Source organism: Beijerinckia sp. 28-YEA-48 (assembly GCF_900104955.1).
Taxonomy (GTDB): Bacteria; Pseudomonadota; Alphaproteobacteria; order Rhizobiales; family Beijerinckiaceae; genus Terripilifer.
Window position 1 is genome coordinate 91,517 of the sequence record NZ_FNSI01000001.1, and the last position, 18,589, is coordinate 110,105.

Genomic DNA, 18,589 nt, shown 5'->3' on the forward strand with positions numbered 1-18,589 from the left:
GCGATATTCTGCCGTCCGCCGCGATGCCGGATGGTGTCGCTGGTCGTGACGTTGCGGGATTGACCGCCGATAGCCGTGCCGTGCGCGCGGGTTTCGTGTTTTTCGCTGTCCCTGGCGTCAAGGCCGATGGGCTTAGCTTCGCGGCGCAGGCTCATGCCAATGGCGCTGTGGCGATCGTCTGCGAACAGCTGCCGGAGACGCCGGTGGCCGGGGCCGTCTATGTAAAGGTCGCTGATGTGCGGGCAGCGCTGGCGCAAGCGGCGGCGCGGTTTTATGCGCGCCAGCCGGCCGTGATCGCCGCGATCACCGGTACCAGCGGCAAGACATCGACAGCCTCCTTCGTGCGCCAGATCTGGCAGAAGCTTGGTTTTCCGTCGGCGGCTCTGGGCACGACCGGTGTCGTGACCGCCGAGGGTGTCGCCTATGGATCGCTGACGACGCCTGATCCGATCACGCTGCACCAAGTGCTTGATCGCTTGGCCGGCGACGGCATCACCCATCTGGCCATGGAAGCCTCCTCGCACGGCCTCGAGCAGAAGCGTCTCGATGGTGTGCGTCTGGCAGCCGGCGCCTTCACCAATCTGTCGCGCGACCATCTCGACTATCATCCCGATATGGAAAGCTATCTGAAGGCGAAGCTGCGTCTCTTCGATACGCTGCTGGTTTCGAGACAGCCGGCGATCGTCGATATGGATGGCGAATATGGCGCGCGTGTCGCCGCTGCCTGCGCCGCAGCCGGCCTGCGGGTTTGCACGATCGGTCGTGCTGGCGAATTCATCCGTATCGAGACCATTGAGGCCCAAGCCCTGTCGACACGCCTTGTCGTCAGTCACGATGGTCGTCGTTTCGACATCGCTCTGCCGCTGGCAGGTGACTTCATGGCATCGAACGCGCTTGTCGCCGCAGCGATTTGTATCGCCACGGGCGGTAAGGCCGAGGACGTCTTTGCGGCTCTGGCGAGCCTCGAAGGCGCGCCGGGTCGGCTTGAACGGGTCGGCCAGCGCCACGGCGCGCCGATCTTCGTCGATTATGCCCATAAGCCCGATGCGCTGGAGAAAGTGCTGCAGGCGCTGCGGCCGCTGGCGCGCGGGCGGCTGGTCGCCGTCTTCGGTTGCGGTGGCGACCGCGATAGGGGTAAGCGTCCGATCATGGGCGCCATTGCGGTGAAATATGCCGATGTGGCGATTGTCACCGACGACAATCCGCGTTCGGAAAATCCGGCAGCCATTCGGGCGGAAATTCTCGCCGCCGCGCCTGGCGCTCTTGAAATCGGCGATCGCGCCCAGGCGATCGCCCAAGCGGTTATGATGTTGAAGGAAGGCGATGTTCTGGTGATTGCCGGCAAGGGACATGAGACAGGTCAGATCGTTGGCGGCACGGTGTTGCCGTTCTCCGATCACGAGGCGGCGCGTCGCGCCCTGGCGGAGGCGGCTTGATGGAGACGCCTGAACTGTGGTCCAGCCTTGGCCTGTTCGTCCCGCTGCAAGCGCGGATGTCGGGGACGATTCCGCACGGCGTGACGGGCATATCGATCGATACGCGTAGCCTGCAACCGGGTGATCTGTTCTTCGCCATCAAGGGCGAGAACAGCGACGGCCATGATTATGTGGCGATGGCCTTCGACAAAGGCGCGGCCGCGGCGGTAATCGACGAAGCGCATTCCAATGATCTGCGTGGGCTTGGGTCACTCTACGTGGTGAACGATGTTCTGCCGGCGATGGAGCGGCTTGGCCGCGCCGCGCGCGAGCGCAGCCCCGCCGGTATCGTTGCCGTCACCGGTTCGGTCGGCAAGACCAGCACCAAGGAAGCCTTGCGTGTGGCGCTGTCGCGCTTTGGCGAGACCCATGCCTCGGCGGCTTCCTACAACAATCATTGGGGCGTGCCGCTGACACTGGCGCGCATGCCGCGCGAAGCGCAATTCGGCGTCTTCGAAATCGGCATGAACCACGCGGGCGAGATCACGCCTTTGGTCGACATGGTGCGGCCGCATGTGGCGATCGTCACCACGGTTGCGCCGGTGCATCTGGAATATTTCGCCTCGATCGATGAAATCGCCGAAGCGAAAGCAGAAATTTTCGGCGGCCTCGAAGCCAATGGCGTGGCGATCATCCATCGCGACGTGGCTCAGTTCGATCTGCTCAATGCGCGCGCGCAAGCCGCGACAACGGGCAATGTTTGGAGCTTTGGCCTGCATGCCGAGGCCAACGCGCGGTTGATCTCCAGCGAGCGCGATGGCGATGGATCGCGGGTCCAGGCTCGCGTCCTTGGTCGGGACATTACTTATTTCGTTGGCGCGCCGGGCGTGCATCTGGCGATGAATTCCCTGGCGGTGCTGCTGACGAGCCAAGCCTTCGGCCTCGAACTTGATGACGCGGCGGCGGCGATGGCCAGCTTCTCGGCCCCAAGCGGGCGCGGACAGACGGTAACGCTGAACACGCCAGGCGGCGATGTCACGTTGATCGACGAAAGCTACAATGCCAATCCGACATCGATGCGCGCTGCCCTGGCGCTGCTCGGCCAGACGCCGGTGGCTTCGGGCGGCCGGCGCATCGCGATTTTGGGTGACATGCTGGAGTTGGGGACTGCATCGCCGGAACTGCATCGCGATCTTGCCGCCGATATCGAGGCTGCGGCGATCGATCTGGTCTTCGCCTCCGGCCCGATGATGAAACATTTGTTCGATGCCTTGCCGGAGCGGCTGCGTCAGCGCTGGTCGCCGACATCGGCTGGCCTGACCGACGCGGTTCTCGAAGCCGTTGGCGGCGGTGATGCGGTCATGATCAAGGGGTCGAACGGCAGCCGCATGGCGCCGATCGTCGCCGCACTTAAGGAGGCTCATGCGCCCAAGGCGCGGGGAGTTGACGCCACATGCTGACATTCCTGACAGAGCTTTCGCCGCATCTTTCCGGGCTTAATCTCTTCCGTTACATCACCTTCCGCACGGCCGGCGCGACCGCGACCGCGCTGTTGTTTGTCTTTCTCTTCGGGCCGCGCATCATCGATGCGCTGCGCGCCAAGCAGGGCAAAGGGCAGCCGATCCGCGAGGACGGGCCGGAAGGGCATCTGCTGACGAAAAAAGGCACGCCGACCATGGGCGGCCTGATGATCCTGGCGGGCATGATCGTGTCCACGCTGCTCTGGGCCAATCCCAAGAGCGTCTATGTGTGGATCGTCCTGTTCGTCACCGTCGGCTTTGGCGCCATCGGCTTCTACGACGACTATCTGAAGGTGACGAAGCAGTCGCATAAGGGCTTCTCCGGCCGTATGCGTCTTAGCGGTGAAGCCATCATCGGCATTTTCGCCTGCTATTTCCTGATGTGCGCCAGCGTGACGCCGCCGGTGAACACGATTGCCGATTTTTTCAACGCGTTTGGTGCGCCGTTCCGGGGCCAGGTGCCGGCGGCGCGGCTGTTCGTCCCCTTCGTCAATGAGTCGGTGATCTATTTCGGCTGGTTCTTCCTGGCCTTCGGCGCTTTCGTCATTATCGCGGCCGGCAATGCGGTCAATCTGACCGACGGTCTCGATGGCCTCGCCATCGTGCCGGTGATGATCACGGCCGGCACTTTCGCGATGATCGCTTATCTCGCCGGCAATTCGATCTTCTCCTCCTATCTCGGTATTAATTTCGTGCCGGGCACCGGCGAACTGGCGGTGGTCTGCGGCGCGCTGATAGGTGCGGGCATCGGCTTCCTCTGGTTCAACGCGCCGCCGGCCCTGATCTTCATGGGCGACACTGGCTCCTTGGCCCTGGGCGGCGCGCTCGGCACCATCGCGGTGGCGGTCAAGCACGAGATCGTGCTCGTCGTCGTCGGCGGCCTCTTCGTCATGGAAGCGCTCTCCGTCATCATTCAGGTCGGCTATTTCAAGGCGACCGGCAAGCGCATCTTCCTGATGGCGCCGTTCCATCACCATCTTGAAAAGATGGGCTGGAAGGAGCCGCAGATCGTCATCCGTCTCTGGATCATTTCCTTCGTGTTGGCCTTGGTCGGCCTCGCGACTCTGAAGGTAAGGTGAGCGCCATGGCTTCACGCGCTGAACGCACATTCGTCTCGGATTGGTGGTGGACAGTCGATCGCTGGATCCTCGCCGCCATCACGATATTGATGGTGTCGGGCATCGTGTTGACCATGGCGGGCTCGCCCGCCGTTGCCGAGCGGCTCGGGTTGTCGACCTTCCACTTTGTCAACCGGCATCTCGTCTATCTCATTCCCACCACCGCGTTGATGGTGGCGACATCCTTCCTGTCGCCACGCATGGTGCGACGTGCGGCGCTCGTCGTTTTCATCGTCGGCATGGTGCTGATCTTCGCCGGCCTACAATTCGGCGCCGAGATCAAGGGCGCGCGTCGTTGGATTTTCGGTATTCAGCCGTCGGAATTCGTCAAGCCGGCCTTTGTCGTGTTGGCCGCCTGGGCCTTCGCCGAGGGCGCGCAGCGCAAGGAGATGCCGGGCACCTTCATGGCGCTGTTGCTGTTGCCGATCACCATCGTGCCGCTGATGTTGCAGCCAGACTTTGGCCAGACCATGCTGATCTCGCTGGTCTGGGCCGGTCTCTTCTTCATGGCCGGGTTGCATTGGTTCTGGGTGGCGGGCATCGGCGGCCTTGGTGTCAGTGGTGTCTTCTTCGCCTACAAGACCTTGCCGCACGTCAGGCTGCGCATCGACAAGTTCCTTGATCCGCCGGCGGCGGCCGCCAATGGCGGGCCGAGCGCGACCTTCCAGAGCGATACGGCGGTGGAAAGCATCATCAACGGCGGCTGGTTCGGGCGCGGCCCGGGCGAAGGCACCGTCAAGCGCATCCTGCCGGACTCCCATACCGACTTCATTTTCGCTGTCACCGGCGAGGAATTCGGCATCATCTTTTGTATTTTCCTGTTGTCGGTGTTCGCCTTCATCGTCCTGCGTGGCCTGGTCATCTCGTCGCGCAACGAGGATGGGTTCTGCCGTTTCGCCACGGCCGGGCTTGTCATGTTGTTTGGCCTGCAAGCGATCATCAATATGGCGGTGAACCTGCATGTGATCCCGCCCAAGGGCATGACCTTGCCGTTCATTTCCTACGGTGGCTCCTCGCTTCTGTCGTTGGCGCTGACCATGGGCTTCCTGATCGCGGTGACGCGGCGGCGGCCTCGCTCGGAGATCGCGGAGCGTCTGCACTGATGGCATCCGACAGAGCTATTTTCGTGGCCGCCGGGGGAACCGGCGGCCATCTGTTTCCAGCCGAAGCATTGAGCGCCGAACTCACGGCGCGCGGCTATGCAGTTGAACTCGTCACCGACACACGGGCGCTGAAATTCGGCGCTAATTTTCCAGCGCGCGCGATCCATGGCGTGCGTGCGGCGACGCCCACCGGCGGCTCCCTCATCTCGAAAGCCTCGGCGGCGCTGCAGCTGGGTCTCGGCGTCATCGCGGCGCGTTCTCTGATCGGCAAAGTGAAACCGCTCTGCGTCGTCGGCTTTGGCGGTTATCCGACCGTGCCGCCGGTGTTGGCCGCCAGCATGCTGGGCGTGCCGACCATTCTGCACGAGCAGAATGCGGTGATGGGCCGGGCCAATCGGTTCATGGCCAAGCGGGTGACCCGCATCGCCACCGGCTTTCAGTCGCTGGGCGGCGTCGCGCCGGCGCTGCTGGCGAAAACTGTGCATACCGGCAATCCGGTGCGCCCGGCAGTGATCGCGGCGGCGCAAATTCCGTTTCCGGCAGCGGACGGTTCTTTGCGTCTTCTCGTCACAGGCGGTTCGCAGGGCGCGCGCGTCATGTCGGACGTGGTGCCAGCGGCCATCGCTTTGTTGCCGGCGGAACAGCGGGCCCGGCTCCTGGTGACGCAGCAGGCGCGGGGCGAGGACGAGGCGCGGGTGCGCGAGGCCTATGGCAAACTGGGCTTTGCCGCCGAAGTGGCGCCGTTTTTCAAGGATCTGCCCGAACGGATGGCCCGTTCGCATATCATTATCGGCCGCTCGGGCGCTTCCACGGTGTCGGAACTGGCGGTGATCGGCCGGCCCAGCATTCTGGTGCCCTTTCCCTTCGCGCTCGATCAGGACCAGGCCGCCAATGCCGAGCATTTGCGGGCGACTGGGGCCGCTCAGGTGGTGCCGCAGCCGCAATTTACCCCGGAATGGCTGGCTGAGGCGCTGCGGAGCGCGCTTGATGACCCGCAGGGGTTGACGCGGCGGGCGCAAGAGGCCAAGAGCGCCGGAATCCCCGACGCAGCCGCGCGTCTCGCCAATCTCGTTTTGGAGACGATACGGGCGGCCTAGAGCAAATCGCGTTTCGGTCGAAATGCGATTTTGCCCTAGAGTATTTTATTTTGACGCGCCTTCATGGCGTTCGGCAGTTCCGCCGAACTGTGAAACGCACCAACGCCAGAGTCTCCGAATGAAACTGCCTCGCGAACTTGGTCCGATTCATTTTGTCGGCATCGGCGGTATCGGCATGTCGGGCATTGCCGAAGTGCTGCTCAATCAAGGCTATGCGGTACAGGGCTCGGATGCGAGCGAGAACGCCAATGTGCAGCGCCTGCGCGAGCGCGGCGCCCAGGTCTTCGTTGGCCATAACGCCGACAATCTCGGCAAGGCGGAAGTGCTCGTCGTGTCGACGGCGATCCGCCGCGACAATCCTGAACTGGTCGCGGCGCGTGAGAACCGTATTCCCGTGGTGCGGCGCGCCGAAATGCTGGCCGAGCTGATGCGCCTGAAGCGCTCCGTGGCGGTGGCTGGCACCCATGGCAAGACGACGACCACGTCGATCATCGCCACATTGCTGGATGGCGGCGGTCTCGACCCCACGGTCGTCAACGGCGGCATCATCAATGCCTATGGCACCAATGCACGGCTTGGCACCGGCGAATGGATGGTCGTTGAAGCGGACGAAAGCGACGGCACATTCCTCAAACTTCCCGCTGACGTAGCGGTTGTTACCAATATCGATGCCGAGCATCTCGATCACTTCAAGACCTTCGATGCGGTCAAGGACGCGTTCCGCGCACTGGTGGAGAACCTGCCGTTTTATGGTTTCGCGGTGATGTGCCTCGACCATCCGACGGTGCAGGAACTGGTTGGCCGGGTCGAAGACCGGCGTGTCATTACCTATGGCATGAATCCGCAAGCCGACGTGCGCCTGCTCGACGTCGATCTTTCCGGCGGCGCATCGCGCTTCAACGTGCTGGTGCGCGACCGCAAGACGTCGAAGGCGACCTATCTGGAAAATCTGGTGATGCCGATGCCGGGCCATCACAATGCACTTAATGCCACGGCTGCTATCGCGGTGGCTTATGAACTGGGCGTTCCGCCCGAGACGATCGTCAAGGCGCTGGGCGCCTTCGGCGGCGTCAAGCGCCGTTTCACTAAGACCGGTGAATGGAATGGCGCGCAGATTTTCGACGATTACGGCCATCATCCTGTCGAGATCGCCGCCGTGTTGAGCGCCGCCCGGGCGTCGACGAAGGGCAAGGTCATCGCCGTCGTGCAGCCGCATCGCTACAGCCGCCTGCAATCGCTGTTCAATGATTTCGCCACCTGTCTCAACGATGCCGACGATGTCATCATCGCCGATGTCTATGCCGCCGGCGAGAAGCCGATCGAGGGCGCCGACAAGACTGCCCTTGTCGCGGCCGCGCGCGCCCATGGCCATCGCAATGCCATCGCGCTTGAATCGCCCGAGAAACTTGCCGACATGATCGCGGGCCTTGCGGGGCCCGGCGATTACGTGGTGCTGCTCGGGGCCGGCAACATCACCCAATGGGCGGCAGCCTTGCCGGCGGAACTGGCGGCCCGCAAATGACCATTTTCAACGACATCACCGCCGATATTCGCGCCCGTGTTCCTGGGCTGCGCGGCAAGCTCGTGGCCAATCACCCGCTGGGACCAAACACGTGGTTTCGCGTTGGCGGTGCGGCACAGGTTCTATTCGTGCCTGCCGATGAAGATGATCTGGCGGCGCTGCTGAAAGCCTTGCCAGCCGAGATCCCGGTGACGGCGATCGGCCTGGCCTCCAATCTCATCGTGCGCGACGGCGGTGTCGAGGGCGTGGTCGTGCGTCTCACCGGCAAGGCCTTTGGCGAGGTGACGGTGCTCGACAGCCATCGACTGCGGGCTGGCACCGGCGTGCCGGATATGCGGCTTGCCCGTGCGGCGGCTGAAGCCGGGATCGACGGCCTGGCGTTTTATCGCGGCATTCCAGGTTCCGTTGGCGGCGCCTTGCGCATGAACGCCGGCGCCCATGGGGGCGAAACGACCGATGTGCTGGTCGAGGCACGCGGCGTCGATCGCCAGGGCAACATCCGCACCTTCAGCCATGCCGACATGGGTTTTTCCTATCGGCACAGCGATGTGCCGGAAGACATCATCTTTACCAGCGCGGTGTTTCAGGGCCGGCCTGGCCGTCCTGAAGATATTGTCGTCGAGATGGAACGCATCACGGCGGCGCGCGAAGCCTCGCAACCGATCCGTGAAAAAACCGGCGGATCGACGTTTGCCAATCCAAAGCCGCAAAGCGCGTGGAAAGTCATCGACGCAGCGGGCTGCCGTGGACTGACGATGGGCGATGCGCAGGTCAGCGAAATGCATTGCAACTTCCTCATCAATCGTGGATGTGCGACCGCGGCCGATATCGAAGGCCTCGGTGAAGAGGTGCGGCGGCGGGTGAAAGAACAATCCGGCGTCGAGTTGCGTTGGGAAATCCGCCGGATCGGCGTTGCCGCGGCGGGCGTGGAGAACATTACATGAGCGACCATCACCACTCACATGACGAACCGCGCTGGAAGCATGACGGCGTGCGCGTCATTCCGGCGAATTCGCTGGATGCGGGCAGCGTGCCCTCGACCACCGGCATGGACCGCAAGGCGGCGATCGATTTCGCCCGCGCCGGGGCGCAGAAGCTGTGGGCTGGCACGGTGACGATCCGTCCCGACGCCAAGACCGGCGCCCACCATCACGGCCATCTGGAAAGCGTGATCTATGTGGTGCGCGGCAAGGCGCGCATGCGCTGGGGCGACAAGCTCGAGTTCACCGCCGAGGCGGGGCCGGGTGATTTCATTTTCGTGCCGCCCTACGTGCCGCACCAGGAGATCAATGCCTCGCCCGATGAAGTACTCGAATGCGTGCTGGTGCGCAGCGACGGGCAGGCGGTGGCGGTCAATCTCGACATCGAGCCGGTGGAGAAGCCGGAGTCGGTGAAGTGGATCGATCCGGTCCATCGCGAGTAGGCCGTTCGCGGCGACCGCAAAATTTCCATTCTGTTAACCAAGTTGTAGGCCCCGGCGTCGCATTCTATGGCGGTGATTCGCCCGGAATGGGCCTCGGAGACTTGGAATGTCTAAGCATGTCGCCGTCCTGATGGGCGGCTGGTCGTCGGAGCGGGAAGTGTCCCTTCGCTCCGGCAATGCCTGCGCTAACGCCTTGGAAAGCGTTGGTTATCGGGTGACACGGGTGGATGTCGAGCGCGACGTCTCGGCCCGATTGGCGGCGCTCAAGCCCGATGTGGCCTTCAACGCCTTGCATGGGCCGGCGGGCGAGGACGGGTCGATCCAGGGCATTTTGGAGGTCCTGCAGATCCCCTACACCCACTCCGGGGTGCTCGCTTCGGCCGTCGCGATGAACAAGCCGATGGCCAAAATGATCCTGGCGGCGGCCGGCGTGCCGGTTCCAGAGGGCAAAGTCGTTAACCGTTTCGACGCGGCTCGGTCACATGTGTTAACGCCGCCGTATGTCCTAAAACCCATCGCCGAGGGCTCTTCCTACGGCGTTTTTATCGTCGGTCGCGACCACCAGCACCCGCCCCAGGAACTGACCCGGGAAGACTGGCCGTACGGGGATGAAATCCTTGCAGAATCATTTGTCGGCGGGCGTGAACTGACCTGCGCGGTGATGGGCGATCAGGCGCTTGGCGTCATCGATATCCGCGCGGCGGACGGCGGCTGGTACGACTACAACGCAAAATATGCAAAAGGCGGATCTATTCACGTCCTTCCGGCGAAAATTAAAGAAAATATTTACCTAACGATTCAACAGTTGTCGTTAAGGGCGCATAAAGCACTCGGCTGCCGCGGCGTGAGCCGTAGCGATCTTCGTTACGACGATGGACCCGGGGGGACCGGTGAATTGGTCGTACTGGAGGTCAATACCCAACCGGGTATGACCGAGACCTCTCTTGTGCCTGAACTCGCGGCTTATGCCGGTTATTCGTTCGGTGAGCTTGTTCAATGGATGGTGGAAGACGCCTCCTGCGGCCGGTAGAGGAGGTTCTTGCCTCTTGGACCCCTGCAGCGCCTTTGGCGGTCGCCACAGCGACCGCGCCGAAGCGAGGTCAGACCCGGGGTCAAACCCGGGAGCAGGCGCTCGTGCCCGTGCCGCGGCGACTGCCTGTCGCCGTGCAGCGTCGGCGCGTGCGTCGCGGCGACCGGCTGGGCCGGATCGTCGCGTTCATGACCCGGCGCGGCTTTGGCACCACGCTCGTTCTGATGTTCGCGCTCACCGTCGGCATCTACGGCGCGGTGCGTGGCGGCGCCTATGATCGTTTCGTCGTCGAGAACGGCAGCCTGCAGGATGCGGTGGCGAGCGCGTTCGGTTTCGGCGTGCATGCCATCACCATCAGCGGCCAGCGCGAGTTGACCGCGGCTGAAATTCTCTCCGCCAGCGGGATCAGCGAGCGCAACTCGGTTCTGTTCCTCAACGCCGGATTGGTTCGTGACAATTTGAAATCGGTGCCGCTGATCGAGGATGCGAGCGTTCGCAAGCTCTATCCAGATCGCCTGCTGCTCGACATCAAGGAGCGGGGTGCTTCGGCGCTGTGGCAGAAGGACGGTGAAGTCGCCGTGATCGCCGCTGATGGCACGGCCATCGATGCGGTCAAGGATGATCGCTTTGCGCATTTGCCGTTTGTCGTCGGCGATGGCGCCAACAAGCGTGTTGGCGAATATCAGAAGATTGTCGAAGCTTCCGGTGACATGCGTTCGAAGATCCGCGCCGGCATTTTGATTTCGCAACGACGCTGGAATCTGAAGCTGACATCTGGCATTGACGTGAAGCTGCCGGAAGAAGCGCCGGAAGTCGCCGTCGCGCGTCTCGCCAGTCTCGTTCACGACTATCGATTGCTCGACAAGGATATCATCATTATCGACATGCGGGTGCCGGGCAAAATGGTGTTGCGTCTGTCGGAAGAGGCCGCTGCTCAGCGCGCCGAGGCGCTCGCCAAGACCAACAAAAGCAAGCGGGGGCCGGCATGAGCGGTTACAGTGTCGCGCCACGCATCAAACCATTGTCGGCGCGTAAGAGCGCCATTCTTTGCGTGCTCGATGTCGGCACGTCCAAGGTTGCCTGTCTGATCGCGCGGCTCGTGCCGATCGAAGCGTCGGACGTGTTGCGTGGACGCACCCATCGCTGCCGGATTCTCGGCATCGGCCATCAGCGTTCGCGCGGCATGAAGGGCGGTGCGGTCGTCGATATGGACGAGGCCGAGCAGGCGATCCGCCACGCGGTCGACGCGGCCGAGCGGATGGCCGGAGTTCAGGCCGAAAGCGTCATCGTCAATATCACCGGCGGCCGGCTGACGTCGCATCGCTACAGCGCCTCGATCCCGATCGGCGGCGTCAGCGTCGGCGAATATGAAATCCACCGCGTGCTTGAAGCTGCCGCTTCGCGCACGGCGGTTGAAGGTCGCATGGTCCTGCATTCGCTGCCGACCAGTTTCAGCGTCGACGATACCTCGCAGATCAGCGATCCCAAGGACATGATCGGCGAGGAATTGAGCGCCAGCATGCATGTCGTCAGCTCCGACATCGCCGCTGCGCGCAATCTGATGCTGGCGGTCGAGCGCTGCCATCTCGATGTCGAAGCCATGGTCGCGACCCCCTATGCGGCGGGTCTGGCGGCGCTGGTCGATGACGAAGCCGATCTTGGCACCACGGTCATCGATCTTGGCGGCGGCACGACGTCGATGGCGGTGTTCGCCGGCGGCCGGATGGTGCATATCGATGCGGTCGCCGTGGGCGGCAATCACGTCACCATGGATATCGCGCGCGGCCTGACCATGCGTCTGGCCGATAGCGAGCGTCTCAAGACCTATTACGGCTCCTGCATTCCCTCGCCGTCGGACGAGCGTGAGGTTATCGCCGTCACGCACGTTGGCGAGGATGCCGATCATCCGACCCATATGCCGAAGTCGCAGCTGGTGCGGATCATCAAGCCGCGGGTCGAGGAAATTCTCGAACTGGTGCGCGACCGGCTGGCTGCGGCAGGATTTGCCGGGCAGGCCGGCCACGGTGTTGTGCTGACTGGCGGTGCGAGCCAGCTGACAGGTTTGCCTGAATTGGCGCGGCGGTTGATGCCCGGCCAGATCAGGCTCGGTCGCCCGCTTGGCGTACAGGGGCTTCCGGCGTCCGCCGACAATCCAGCCTTCTCGGCTGCTGTCGGCATGCTCGTCTATCCGCAGGTTTCGGGCATCGAACATTTTGAACCGCGTGTTCGCGGTCTGATGCAGATGACGGGAACGGACGGCTACATCGGCAATGTGGTGAATTGGTTGCGGAAGAATTTCTGAACGATCGGGAAGCGGGGCGGCAGCCGCTTTTCGGAATGAAGCAGATCAGGTGAAACCCGGGCGCGCGTCGTCCAACTAAAGTGAGGCCAATATGTCTATCAATCTCAAGGCGCCCGAACTGAGGGAACTGAAGCCCCGTATCATGGTGTGCGGCATCGGCGGCGCGGGCGGCAATGCCGTCAACAACATGATCACGTCGGGCCTGTGCGGTGTCGATTTCATCGTCGCCAACACGGATGCGCAGGCGCTCACAGCCTCGCGCGCCGAACGCATCATTCAGATGGGCTTGCAGGTGACCGAAGGCCTCGGCGCCGGTTCGCATCCGGAAGTCGGTCGCGCGGCCGCCGAAGAAGCGATCGACGAAATCCGCGATCATCTCGCTGGCGCCCACATGGTGTTCGTCACCGGCGGCATGGGTGGTGGCACGGGCACAGGCGCTGCGCCGGTGATCGCGCGCTGTGCCCGTGAAATGGGCATCCTCACTGTTGGCGTGGTCACCAAGCCGTTCCAGTTCGAAGGCCAGCGCCGCATGCGCACGGCCGATGGCGGCATCACCGAACTGCAGAAGTCGGTCGATACGCTGATCGTCATTCCGAACCAGAACCTGTTCCGTGTCGCCAACGAACGCACCACATTCGCTGATGCGTTCGCCATGGCTGACCAGGTGCTCTATTCGGGTGTCGCCTGCATCACCGACCTGATGGTCAAGGAAGGCCTCATCAACCTCGATTTCGCCGACGTGCGCGCTGTCATGCGCGACATGGGCAAGGCGATGATGGGCACCGGCGAATCCTCCGGCGAAAAGCGCGCCATTCAGGCGGCCGAGGCGGCGATCTCCAATCCGCTCCTCGACGAAACCTCGATGCGCGGCGCCCGTGGCCTGTTGATCTCGATCACCGGCGGCAACGACCTGACGCTGTATGAAGTCGACGAAGCGGCGAGCCGTATCCGTCAGGAAGTCGACGAGGATGCCAACATCATCCTGGGCGCGACCTTCGATGAATCGCTCGATGGCATCGTGCGGGTTTCTGTCGTGGCGACCGGCATCGATCAGCCGATCGGCGCGCGCGACGTCAACCCTGGCGAGCAGCGGGTGCAGGAAGTCGCCCAGAAGCTGCGCCAGCAGGCTGCTGCCCGTCAGGACAGCGGGACCATGCAGCAGGCGCCGATCGAAATCGTGACTTCGCCCGTGCCGCAGCCGGTCCATGTGCCGGCTCCGGCTCCGGTCATGCAGGCCGCGCCTGTTCAGACCATGCCGCAGGAAGTTGCGCTTGAAGCGCTGCGCCTGCGCGCGGCCGCGGTTCTGGCCGAGCGCGACGCCCTGGTGGCCGCCGTTCAGCCGGTTGCCCAGCCCGTTGCGCATCAGGCGCCGCAGGCTCAGTACCAGCCGCAGGCCTATGCGGAACCGGCGGAGGAGGCTTTCATGCCGCCGGCCGCCATCCGCCCGGCACGCATGCCGCGGGTCGAGGAACTGCCGCAGCCGGTCCAGGACCAGATCCGGGCCCATCGCGAAGGGCAGCCGAATCAGTATGAAAGCCGTCGTCGCGGCCTGCTTGAGCGGATTGCGGCCTTTGGCCTTAACCGTAACGAGGAGCCTGCTGCGCCGCAGCAGCTCCAGGCCCAGCCGCAGGCGCGTCCGGCCCCCGTGGCCCCGGTCGCGATCGCTCCGGCGGCGCAGCGTCAGCCTTCGCAAGTACATGCTGAATACGCCAAGCGCCCGCAGGCGGTGGCTCGCCCGCCGCAGGCCCAACTCGACCTGCACGGTCGGGTCACGCCACAGGCGCGGCTGAACGATGACGATCAGTTCGAAATTCCGGCTTTTCTGCGCCGCCAGGCCAACTGACCGAAACGAATCGTAAGGTTGAAAAAGAGAGCCCGGCGCGGATTCGCGCCGGGCTCTTAATTATTTGAAATGTAAAGTGATTCTTGTGGCAATATTTCCTCAATAAGATCGGTTTATTTGTAACAGAGCGTTAGAAAGCGTGATTTTGATATGGCGTTTAGGACGCGTATTTTGACGATCGAAGTTGGGCAGCGGTTTGTCTTTGCTTTTGTCCAGCTTGAGGTCGCCGACATGGTGGCGTCGAACGCGGTGTAACGCGAAGAGGTTCGTGCCGTGAGCTCGGCGGTGTTGGTCGCATCCGACAGGTAAAGTCGGGGCGGCGGCGATCTGATCGAAATTGTGGCCGTGAGTGAAGGCCATCAGGGGTCATCGGGATTTAATGCTCTATTCTCGCCAGACGACTTTGCGCGACAGCGCCGTATTTTGCGGTGCGGGCGTCCATTCTAATGCGCCGGTACGCATGGTGCTTCACCCGTCTGATGCAGATACGGGCATCGTCTTTCTGCGCCGTAACGAGGGCGGGGCGGAAAAGTTCGTTCCCGCGCTCTGGTCCAATGTCAGCAAGACCGAGCTTTGCACCGTTGTCGGCCAAGGGCCGGCTGCCAGCGTTTCGACGGTTGAACATCTGCTGTCCGCCTTGGCTGGCCTTGGCGTTGATAATGTTCTGGTCGAGATCGACGGGCCGGAAGTTCCGATCATGGACGGTTCGGCCGCTGCTTTCGTCGAAGGCATAGATCGGGTTGGTATTGTCGAGCTTGCCGCGCCGCGCTCCTATATCCGGATCCTGAAAACGGTGCGGGTCGAGCATGGCCGCATGTTCTCGGAGCTGCGCCCGGCGGCGCAGGGCTTCCGCCTCGAAGTCGAGATTGATTTCACCCAGGTCGTGATCGGCCGCCAGAAGGCGGTGGTCGACCTCGATGCCGGCACGTTCCGCCGCGACATCGCCCGCGCCCGCACGTTCGGCTTCCTGCGCGACGTGGAGCGGCTGTGGAATGCCGGTCTGGCGCTCGGTTCGTCCTTGGAAAACTCCGTCGCTATCGGCGACGACGACCGTATTCTCAACCCCGAAGGTCTTCGTTTCGCTGACGAATTCGTGCGTCACAAGACACTCGACGCGGTTGGTGACCTGGCGCTTGCCGGTCGCCCGATCATTGGCATCTATCGCTCCTATCGCGGTGGGCACAAGATGAATGTCGCCGTCCTCGAAGCTCTGTTCGCGGATTCCAGCGCCTATGAGATCGTGGATGCGCCGCGTCCGCGCCGCGCTGGTGCGGTTGAGACGGTTTTGGCCGCAGCGCCGGCTTTCGCCGCCGATCATTCCTGACGGCGGGCGAGTTCAGGCTGACTTTGGCCATATTTACCTTGTCCATATGGCACTGGCGGGACTGTGGCTTTCGGGCTGGTCTTAAGGTAAAAGCAGCGTGAATTTTCCGGCGTGGCGCCTTGGGGCGCCACCGCATGAGGGGCGAGTTTTGGCGATGATGCGTGTCGAACAGTTTTTTTCCGCTTCCCTCAGCGCCCGTTTCATTGCGCTCGGGCTTCTGGCTCTGCCGGTAGCGGGTTGTTCAGGCGGGATGGACTCGCTGAGCGCGCTCAATCCTTTCGGCGGCGAGAAGTACGAGACCAAACTGCTGCCGGACGAGCCTGCCGACGGCATCTACGATCAGGCCCTGGCTCGCCTGCAGAAGAAAGATTACGAGGGCGCTGCGAAGAAGTTCTCCGACTTGGAGAAGCAGTTCCCGTTTTCGCAATGGTCCCGCAAGGGCCTCATCATGATCGCCTACTCGAACTACGAAGGCGGCAAATATGACGAGGCGGTGGCCGCCGCGAGACGCTATGTCGGCCTCTATCCATCGACGCCGGAAACGGCCTATGCCTACTATCTCGCCGGCATGTCGATGTATAACCAGATCCCCGACATCACCCGCGACCAGGAACGCGCCGAAGAGTCGGTGAAGATTTTCCAGCAGCTCGTCGAGAAGTTCCCCAAGTCGGAATATGCCGAAGAGGCGAAATTCAAGATGTCCGTGGCGCGCGATCAGCTCGCCGGTAAGGAAATGTCGGTTGGCCGGTTCTATCTTGGCCGCAAGAACTATACGGCGGCGGTGAACCGCTTCCGCGAGGTTTTGGCCAAATACCAGACCACGCGCCATACCGAGGAAGCCCTCTACCGCCTGACCGAAGCCTATCTGGCGCTGGGCATCACCAACGAAGCGCAGACGGCGGCGGCGGTTCTCGGGCACAACTACCCCGACGGCCAGTGGTACAAGGATGCCTATAATCTGCTCGAAGGCGGTGGACTGCAGCCGAGCGAGAGCCAAGGCTCCTGGATTTCACGGCTTTTCCGCCGCGCTTAGAGCAAGTTGCGTTTCGACAGAAACGCAATTTTGCCAGGGATCTCCATTTTGACGCGTCTTTGTGCCGTTTGACTCAGTCAAACGGCACAACGCTATTGCGCCGAGCTGCAAAAGCCTCTGGGGATAGGGAAAACTCTGTCCTCTTTGTCACAGGAATCAGCTAAGCATGGGATGTTGAGCCCATGCTGATTCAGCTTTCCATTCGCGATATTGTCCTCATCGACAAACTCGACCTTGCGCCTGGCGCGGGGTTGACGGTGCTTACCGGCGAAACCGGTGCTGGCAAGTCGATCCTGCTTGATGCTTTCGCCCTGGCGCTCGGTGGGCGCGGCGATGGCACGCTGGTGCGGCAAGGGCAGGCGCAGGGGCAGGTGACCGCCTCTTTCGATCTTGCTGTCGATCATCCGGCGATCCAGCTCGCGCGCTCCCATGACATCGAAGCCGATGGCGAATTGATCATGCGCCGCGTGCAATTGGCCGACGGGCGTACGCGGGCTTTCGTCAACGATCAGGCGGTGAGCGCCCAGACGGCGCGGTCCATCGGCGCCAGCCTTGTTGAAATTCACGGCCAGCATGACGATCGCGCTTTGGTCGATCCGGCGATGCATCGCGCGTTGATCGACGCCTATGGCGGCCTTGATAAAAAGGTGGTCGAGGTGCGCGCCATGCATGGGCGCGTGCGCAGCGCCCAGAGCGAGCTTGCCAGCGAACAGGCGCGCATCGAAGCGGCGCGTAAGGAAGCTGATTTCCTGCGTCACGCCCACGAAGAGCTGACCAAGCTGGCGCCAATCGCCAATGAAGAGCAGGAATTGGCAGCGCGTCGCACGGCGATGATGCAAGGCGAAAAGGTGACGAGCGAATTGCGCGAGGCGCAGGGCGCGTTGCGCGGTGAGGATTCGCCGGGCTCTATTCTGTCCTCGGCGCTGCGGCGGCTTGAGCGGCGTGCGTCGCAGGCCCCCGCTCTGATCGAGCCGTCGTTGAAGGCGCTCGATGCAGCACTTAACGCTGCTGAACTGGCGGCGCAGACTGTCGACGCCGCATTGCAATCCTGTGACTTTAATCCGCGCGAGCTGGAACGGACCGAAGAGCGTTTGTTCGCGCTGCGGGCCGCGTCGCGCAAATATGCGACGCCGGTCGATAACCTCGCCGCCCTGGCCGCGCGCTATGGCGCCGATCTCGCGGCGCTCGATGCCGGTGAGGCCAATCTCGTCAAACTCGATAAGGCGCTGCGCGAGGCGCGCACGGCCTTCGATGCGGCAGCGGCAACGCTCTCGGCCGCCCGTCGCAAGGCGGCGGCGCAGCTCGACAAGGCGGTGAACGCCGAATTGCCGCCGCTGAAGCTGGAACAAGCGCGGTTCACCACGGCGATCGAGAGCGATCCGACCAGCCCTTCCGCTGATGGTATCGACCGGGTCGAATTCTGGGTGCAGACCAATCCGGGCACGCGACCGGGCCCGCTGCTGAAAGTGGCATCCGGCGGCGAGCTTGCCCGCTTCATGCTGGCGTTGAAAGTGGTTCTCGCCGATCGCGGCTCGGCGCCGACCTTGGTTTTCGACGAAATCGACACCGGCGTTGGCGGGGCGGTGGCGGATGCCATCGGCCATCGCCTGGCCCGGCTGGCCTCGAAGGTTCAGGTGCTGGCCGTCACTCACGCACCGCAGGTGGCGGCGCGGGCGGGCGGCCATATGCGCATCGCCAAGGCGGCGGCCGACAAGGGCAAGCGGGTCGCGACACGAGTAGAGGCGCTCGATCCCGCCGACCGGCGCGAGGAGATCGCCCGGATGCTGGCCGGCGCCACCATTACCGAGGAAGCCCGCGCCGCGGCGCGCCGGCTGATCGAAAGCGCCAAATAGAAAGCT

The 18,589-nt window shown here is 63.1% G+C and carries 15 protein-coding genes; all 15 read left to right on the top strand.

Annotated elements, in window-relative coordinates; genetic code table 11:
- The first annotated feature begins 23 nt into the window (after positions 1 to 23).
- The gene (locus tag BLW50_RS00420) at positions 24 to 1,436 is read left to right on the top strand and encodes a UDP-N-acetylmuramoyl-L-alanyl-D-glutamate--2,6-diaminopimelate ligase (RefSeq protein WP_090708488.1); all 1,413 of its coding nucleotides are present in this window, start codon (positions 24 to 26) and stop codon (positions 1,434 to 1,436) included.
- On the top strand, positions 1,436 to 2,875 hold the full coding sequence (locus tag BLW50_RS00425) for a UDP-N-acetylmuramoylalanyl-D-glutamyl-2,6-diaminopimelate--D-alanyl-D-alanine ligase (RefSeq protein ID WP_090696140.1): 1,440 nt from the start codon (positions 1,436 to 1,438) through the stop codon (positions 2,873 to 2,875). Before BLW50_RS00420 ends, BLW50_RS00425 begins: the two co-directional genes overlap by 1 nt.
- Complete coding sequence (gene mraY / locus BLW50_RS00430; protein ID WP_090696141.1) at positions 2,869 to 4,014, top strand: phospho-N-acetylmuramoyl-pentapeptide-transferase; 1,146 nt, start codon at positions 2,869 to 2,871, stop codon at positions 4,012 to 4,014. Before BLW50_RS00425 ends, mraY begins: the two co-directional genes overlap by 7 nt.
- 5 nt (positions 4,015 to 4,019) lie before the next feature.
- The gene (locus tag BLW50_RS00435; RefSeq protein ID WP_090708490.1) at positions 4,020 to 5,156 is read left to right on the top strand and encodes an FtsW/RodA/SpoVE family cell cycle protein; all 1,137 of its coding nucleotides are present in this window, start codon (positions 4,020 to 4,022) and stop codon (positions 5,154 to 5,156) included.
- The gene (murG, locus tag BLW50_RS00440) at positions 5,156 to 6,253 is read left to right on the top strand and encodes an undecaprenyldiphospho-muramoylpentapeptide beta-N-acetylglucosaminyltransferase (protein ID WP_090696142.1); all 1,098 of its coding nucleotides are present in this window, start codon (positions 5,156 to 5,158) and stop codon (positions 6,251 to 6,253) included. Before BLW50_RS00435 ends, murG begins: the two co-directional genes overlap by 1 nt.
- 118 nt (positions 6,254 to 6,371) lie before the next feature.
- Positions 6,372 to 7,775 (top strand): UDP-N-acetylmuramate--L-alanine ligase, encoded by a 1,404-nt coding sequence (gene murC, locus BLW50_RS00445; protein ID WP_090696143.1) that lies wholly within the window; start codon positions 6,372 to 6,374, stop codon positions 7,773 to 7,775.
- The gene (murB, locus tag BLW50_RS00450; protein ID WP_090708493.1) at positions 7,772 to 8,719 is read left to right on the top strand and encodes a UDP-N-acetylmuramate dehydrogenase; all 948 of its coding nucleotides are present in this window, start codon (positions 7,772 to 7,774) and stop codon (positions 8,717 to 8,719) included. The genes murC and murB overlap by 4 nt, the downstream gene beginning before the upstream one ends.
- On the top strand, positions 8,716 to 9,198 hold the full coding sequence (locus tag BLW50_RS00455) for a cupin domain-containing protein (RefSeq protein ID WP_090696144.1): 483 nt from the start codon (positions 8,716 to 8,718) through the stop codon (positions 9,196 to 9,198). The genes murB and BLW50_RS00455 overlap by 4 nt, the downstream gene beginning before the upstream one ends.
- A 106-nt stretch (positions 9,199 to 9,304) precedes the next feature.
- Positions 9,305 to 10,228, top strand: a complete 924-nt coding sequence (locus BLW50_RS00460; RefSeq protein ID WP_090696145.1) for a D-alanine--D-alanine ligase — start codon at positions 9,305 to 9,307, stop codon at positions 10,226 to 10,228.
- Between the two features lie 104 nt (positions 10,229 to 10,332).
- Positions 10,333 to 11,217 (top strand): cell division protein FtsQ/DivIB, encoded by an 885-nt coding sequence (locus tag BLW50_RS00465; protein WP_244544088.1) that lies wholly within the window; start codon positions 10,333 to 10,335, stop codon positions 11,215 to 11,217.
- Positions 11,214 to 12,530, top strand: coding sequence for a cell division protein FtsA (gene ftsA / locus BLW50_RS00470; protein ID WP_090696147.1), 1,317 nt, complete (start codon positions 11,214 to 11,216; stop codon positions 12,528 to 12,530). Before BLW50_RS00465 ends, ftsA begins: the two co-directional genes overlap by 4 nt.
- 91 nt (positions 12,531 to 12,621) lie before the next feature.
- Complete coding sequence (gene ftsZ / locus BLW50_RS00475) at positions 12,622 to 14,373, top strand: cell division protein FtsZ (RefSeq protein WP_090696148.1); 1,752 nt, start codon at positions 12,622 to 12,624, stop codon at positions 14,371 to 14,373.
- 379 nt (positions 14,374 to 14,752) lie between these two features.
- The gene (lpxC, locus tag BLW50_RS00480) at positions 14,753 to 15,697 is read left to right on the top strand and encodes a UDP-3-O-acyl-N-acetylglucosamine deacetylase (RefSeq protein ID WP_090696149.1); all 945 of its coding nucleotides are present in this window, start codon (positions 14,753 to 14,755) and stop codon (positions 15,695 to 15,697) included.
- Positions 15,698 to 15,851: 154 nt separating this feature from the next.
- A complete protein-coding gene (locus BLW50_RS00485) occupies positions 15,852 to 16,730 on the top strand; it encodes an outer membrane protein assembly factor BamD (protein WP_244544089.1) in 879 nt (292 codons plus the stop codon).
- Between the two features lie 182 nt (positions 16,731 to 16,912).
- Positions 16,913 to 18,583 carry a DNA repair protein RecN gene (gene recN, locus BLW50_RS00490; protein WP_090696150.1) on the top strand — a complete coding sequence of 557 codons (1,671 nt, stop codon included), beginning with the start codon at positions 16,913 to 16,915 and terminating at the stop codon, positions 18,581 to 18,583.
- Positions 18,584 to 18,589: the final 6 nt, after the last annotated feature.

Coding starts and splice junctions, on each gene's coding strand:
- BLW50_RS00420 (WP_090708488.1), top strand. CDS start 24: ATGCCGGATGGTGTCGCTGGTCGTGACGTTGCGGGATTGACCGCCGAT.
- BLW50_RS00425 (WP_090696140.1), top strand. CDS start 1,436: ATGGAGACGCCTGAACTGTGGTCCAGCCTTGGCCTGTTCGTCCCGCTG.
- mraY (WP_090696141.1), top strand. CDS start 2,869: ATGCTGACATTCCTGACAGAGCTTTCGCCGCATCTTTCCGGGCTTAAT.
- BLW50_RS00435 (WP_090708490.1), top strand. CDS start 4,020: ATGGCTTCACGCGCTGAACGCACATTCGTCTCGGATTGGTGGTGGACA.
- murG (WP_090696142.1), top strand. CDS start 5,156: ATGGCATCCGACAGAGCTATTTTCGTGGCCGCCGGGGGAACCGGCGGC.
- murC (WP_090696143.1), top strand. CDS start 6,372: ATGAAACTGCCTCGCGAACTTGGTCCGATTCATTTTGTCGGCATCGGC.
- murB (WP_090708493.1), top strand. CDS start 7,772: ATGACCATTTTCAACGACATCACCGCCGATATTCGCGCCCGTGTTCCT.
- BLW50_RS00455 (WP_090696144.1), top strand. CDS start 8,716: ATGAGCGACCATCACCACTCACATGACGAACCGCGCTGGAAGCATGAC.
- BLW50_RS00460 (WP_090696145.1), top strand. CDS start 9,305: ATGTCTAAGCATGTCGCCGTCCTGATGGGCGGCTGGTCGTCGGAGCGG.
- ftsA (WP_090696147.1), top strand. CDS start 11,214: ATGAGCGGTTACAGTGTCGCGCCACGCATCAAACCATTGTCGGCGCGT.
- ftsZ (WP_090696148.1), top strand. CDS start 12,622: ATGTCTATCAATCTCAAGGCGCCCGAACTGAGGGAACTGAAGCCCCGT.
- lpxC (WP_090696149.1), top strand. CDS start 14,753: ATGCTCTATTCTCGCCAGACGACTTTGCGCGACAGCGCCGTATTTTGC.
- BLW50_RS00485 (WP_244544089.1), top strand. CDS start 15,852: ATGATGCGTGTCGAACAGTTTTTTTCCGCTTCCCTCAGCGCCCGTTTC.
- recN (WP_090696150.1), top strand. CDS start 16,913: ATGCTGATTCAGCTTTCCATTCGCGATATTGTCCTCATCGACAAACTC.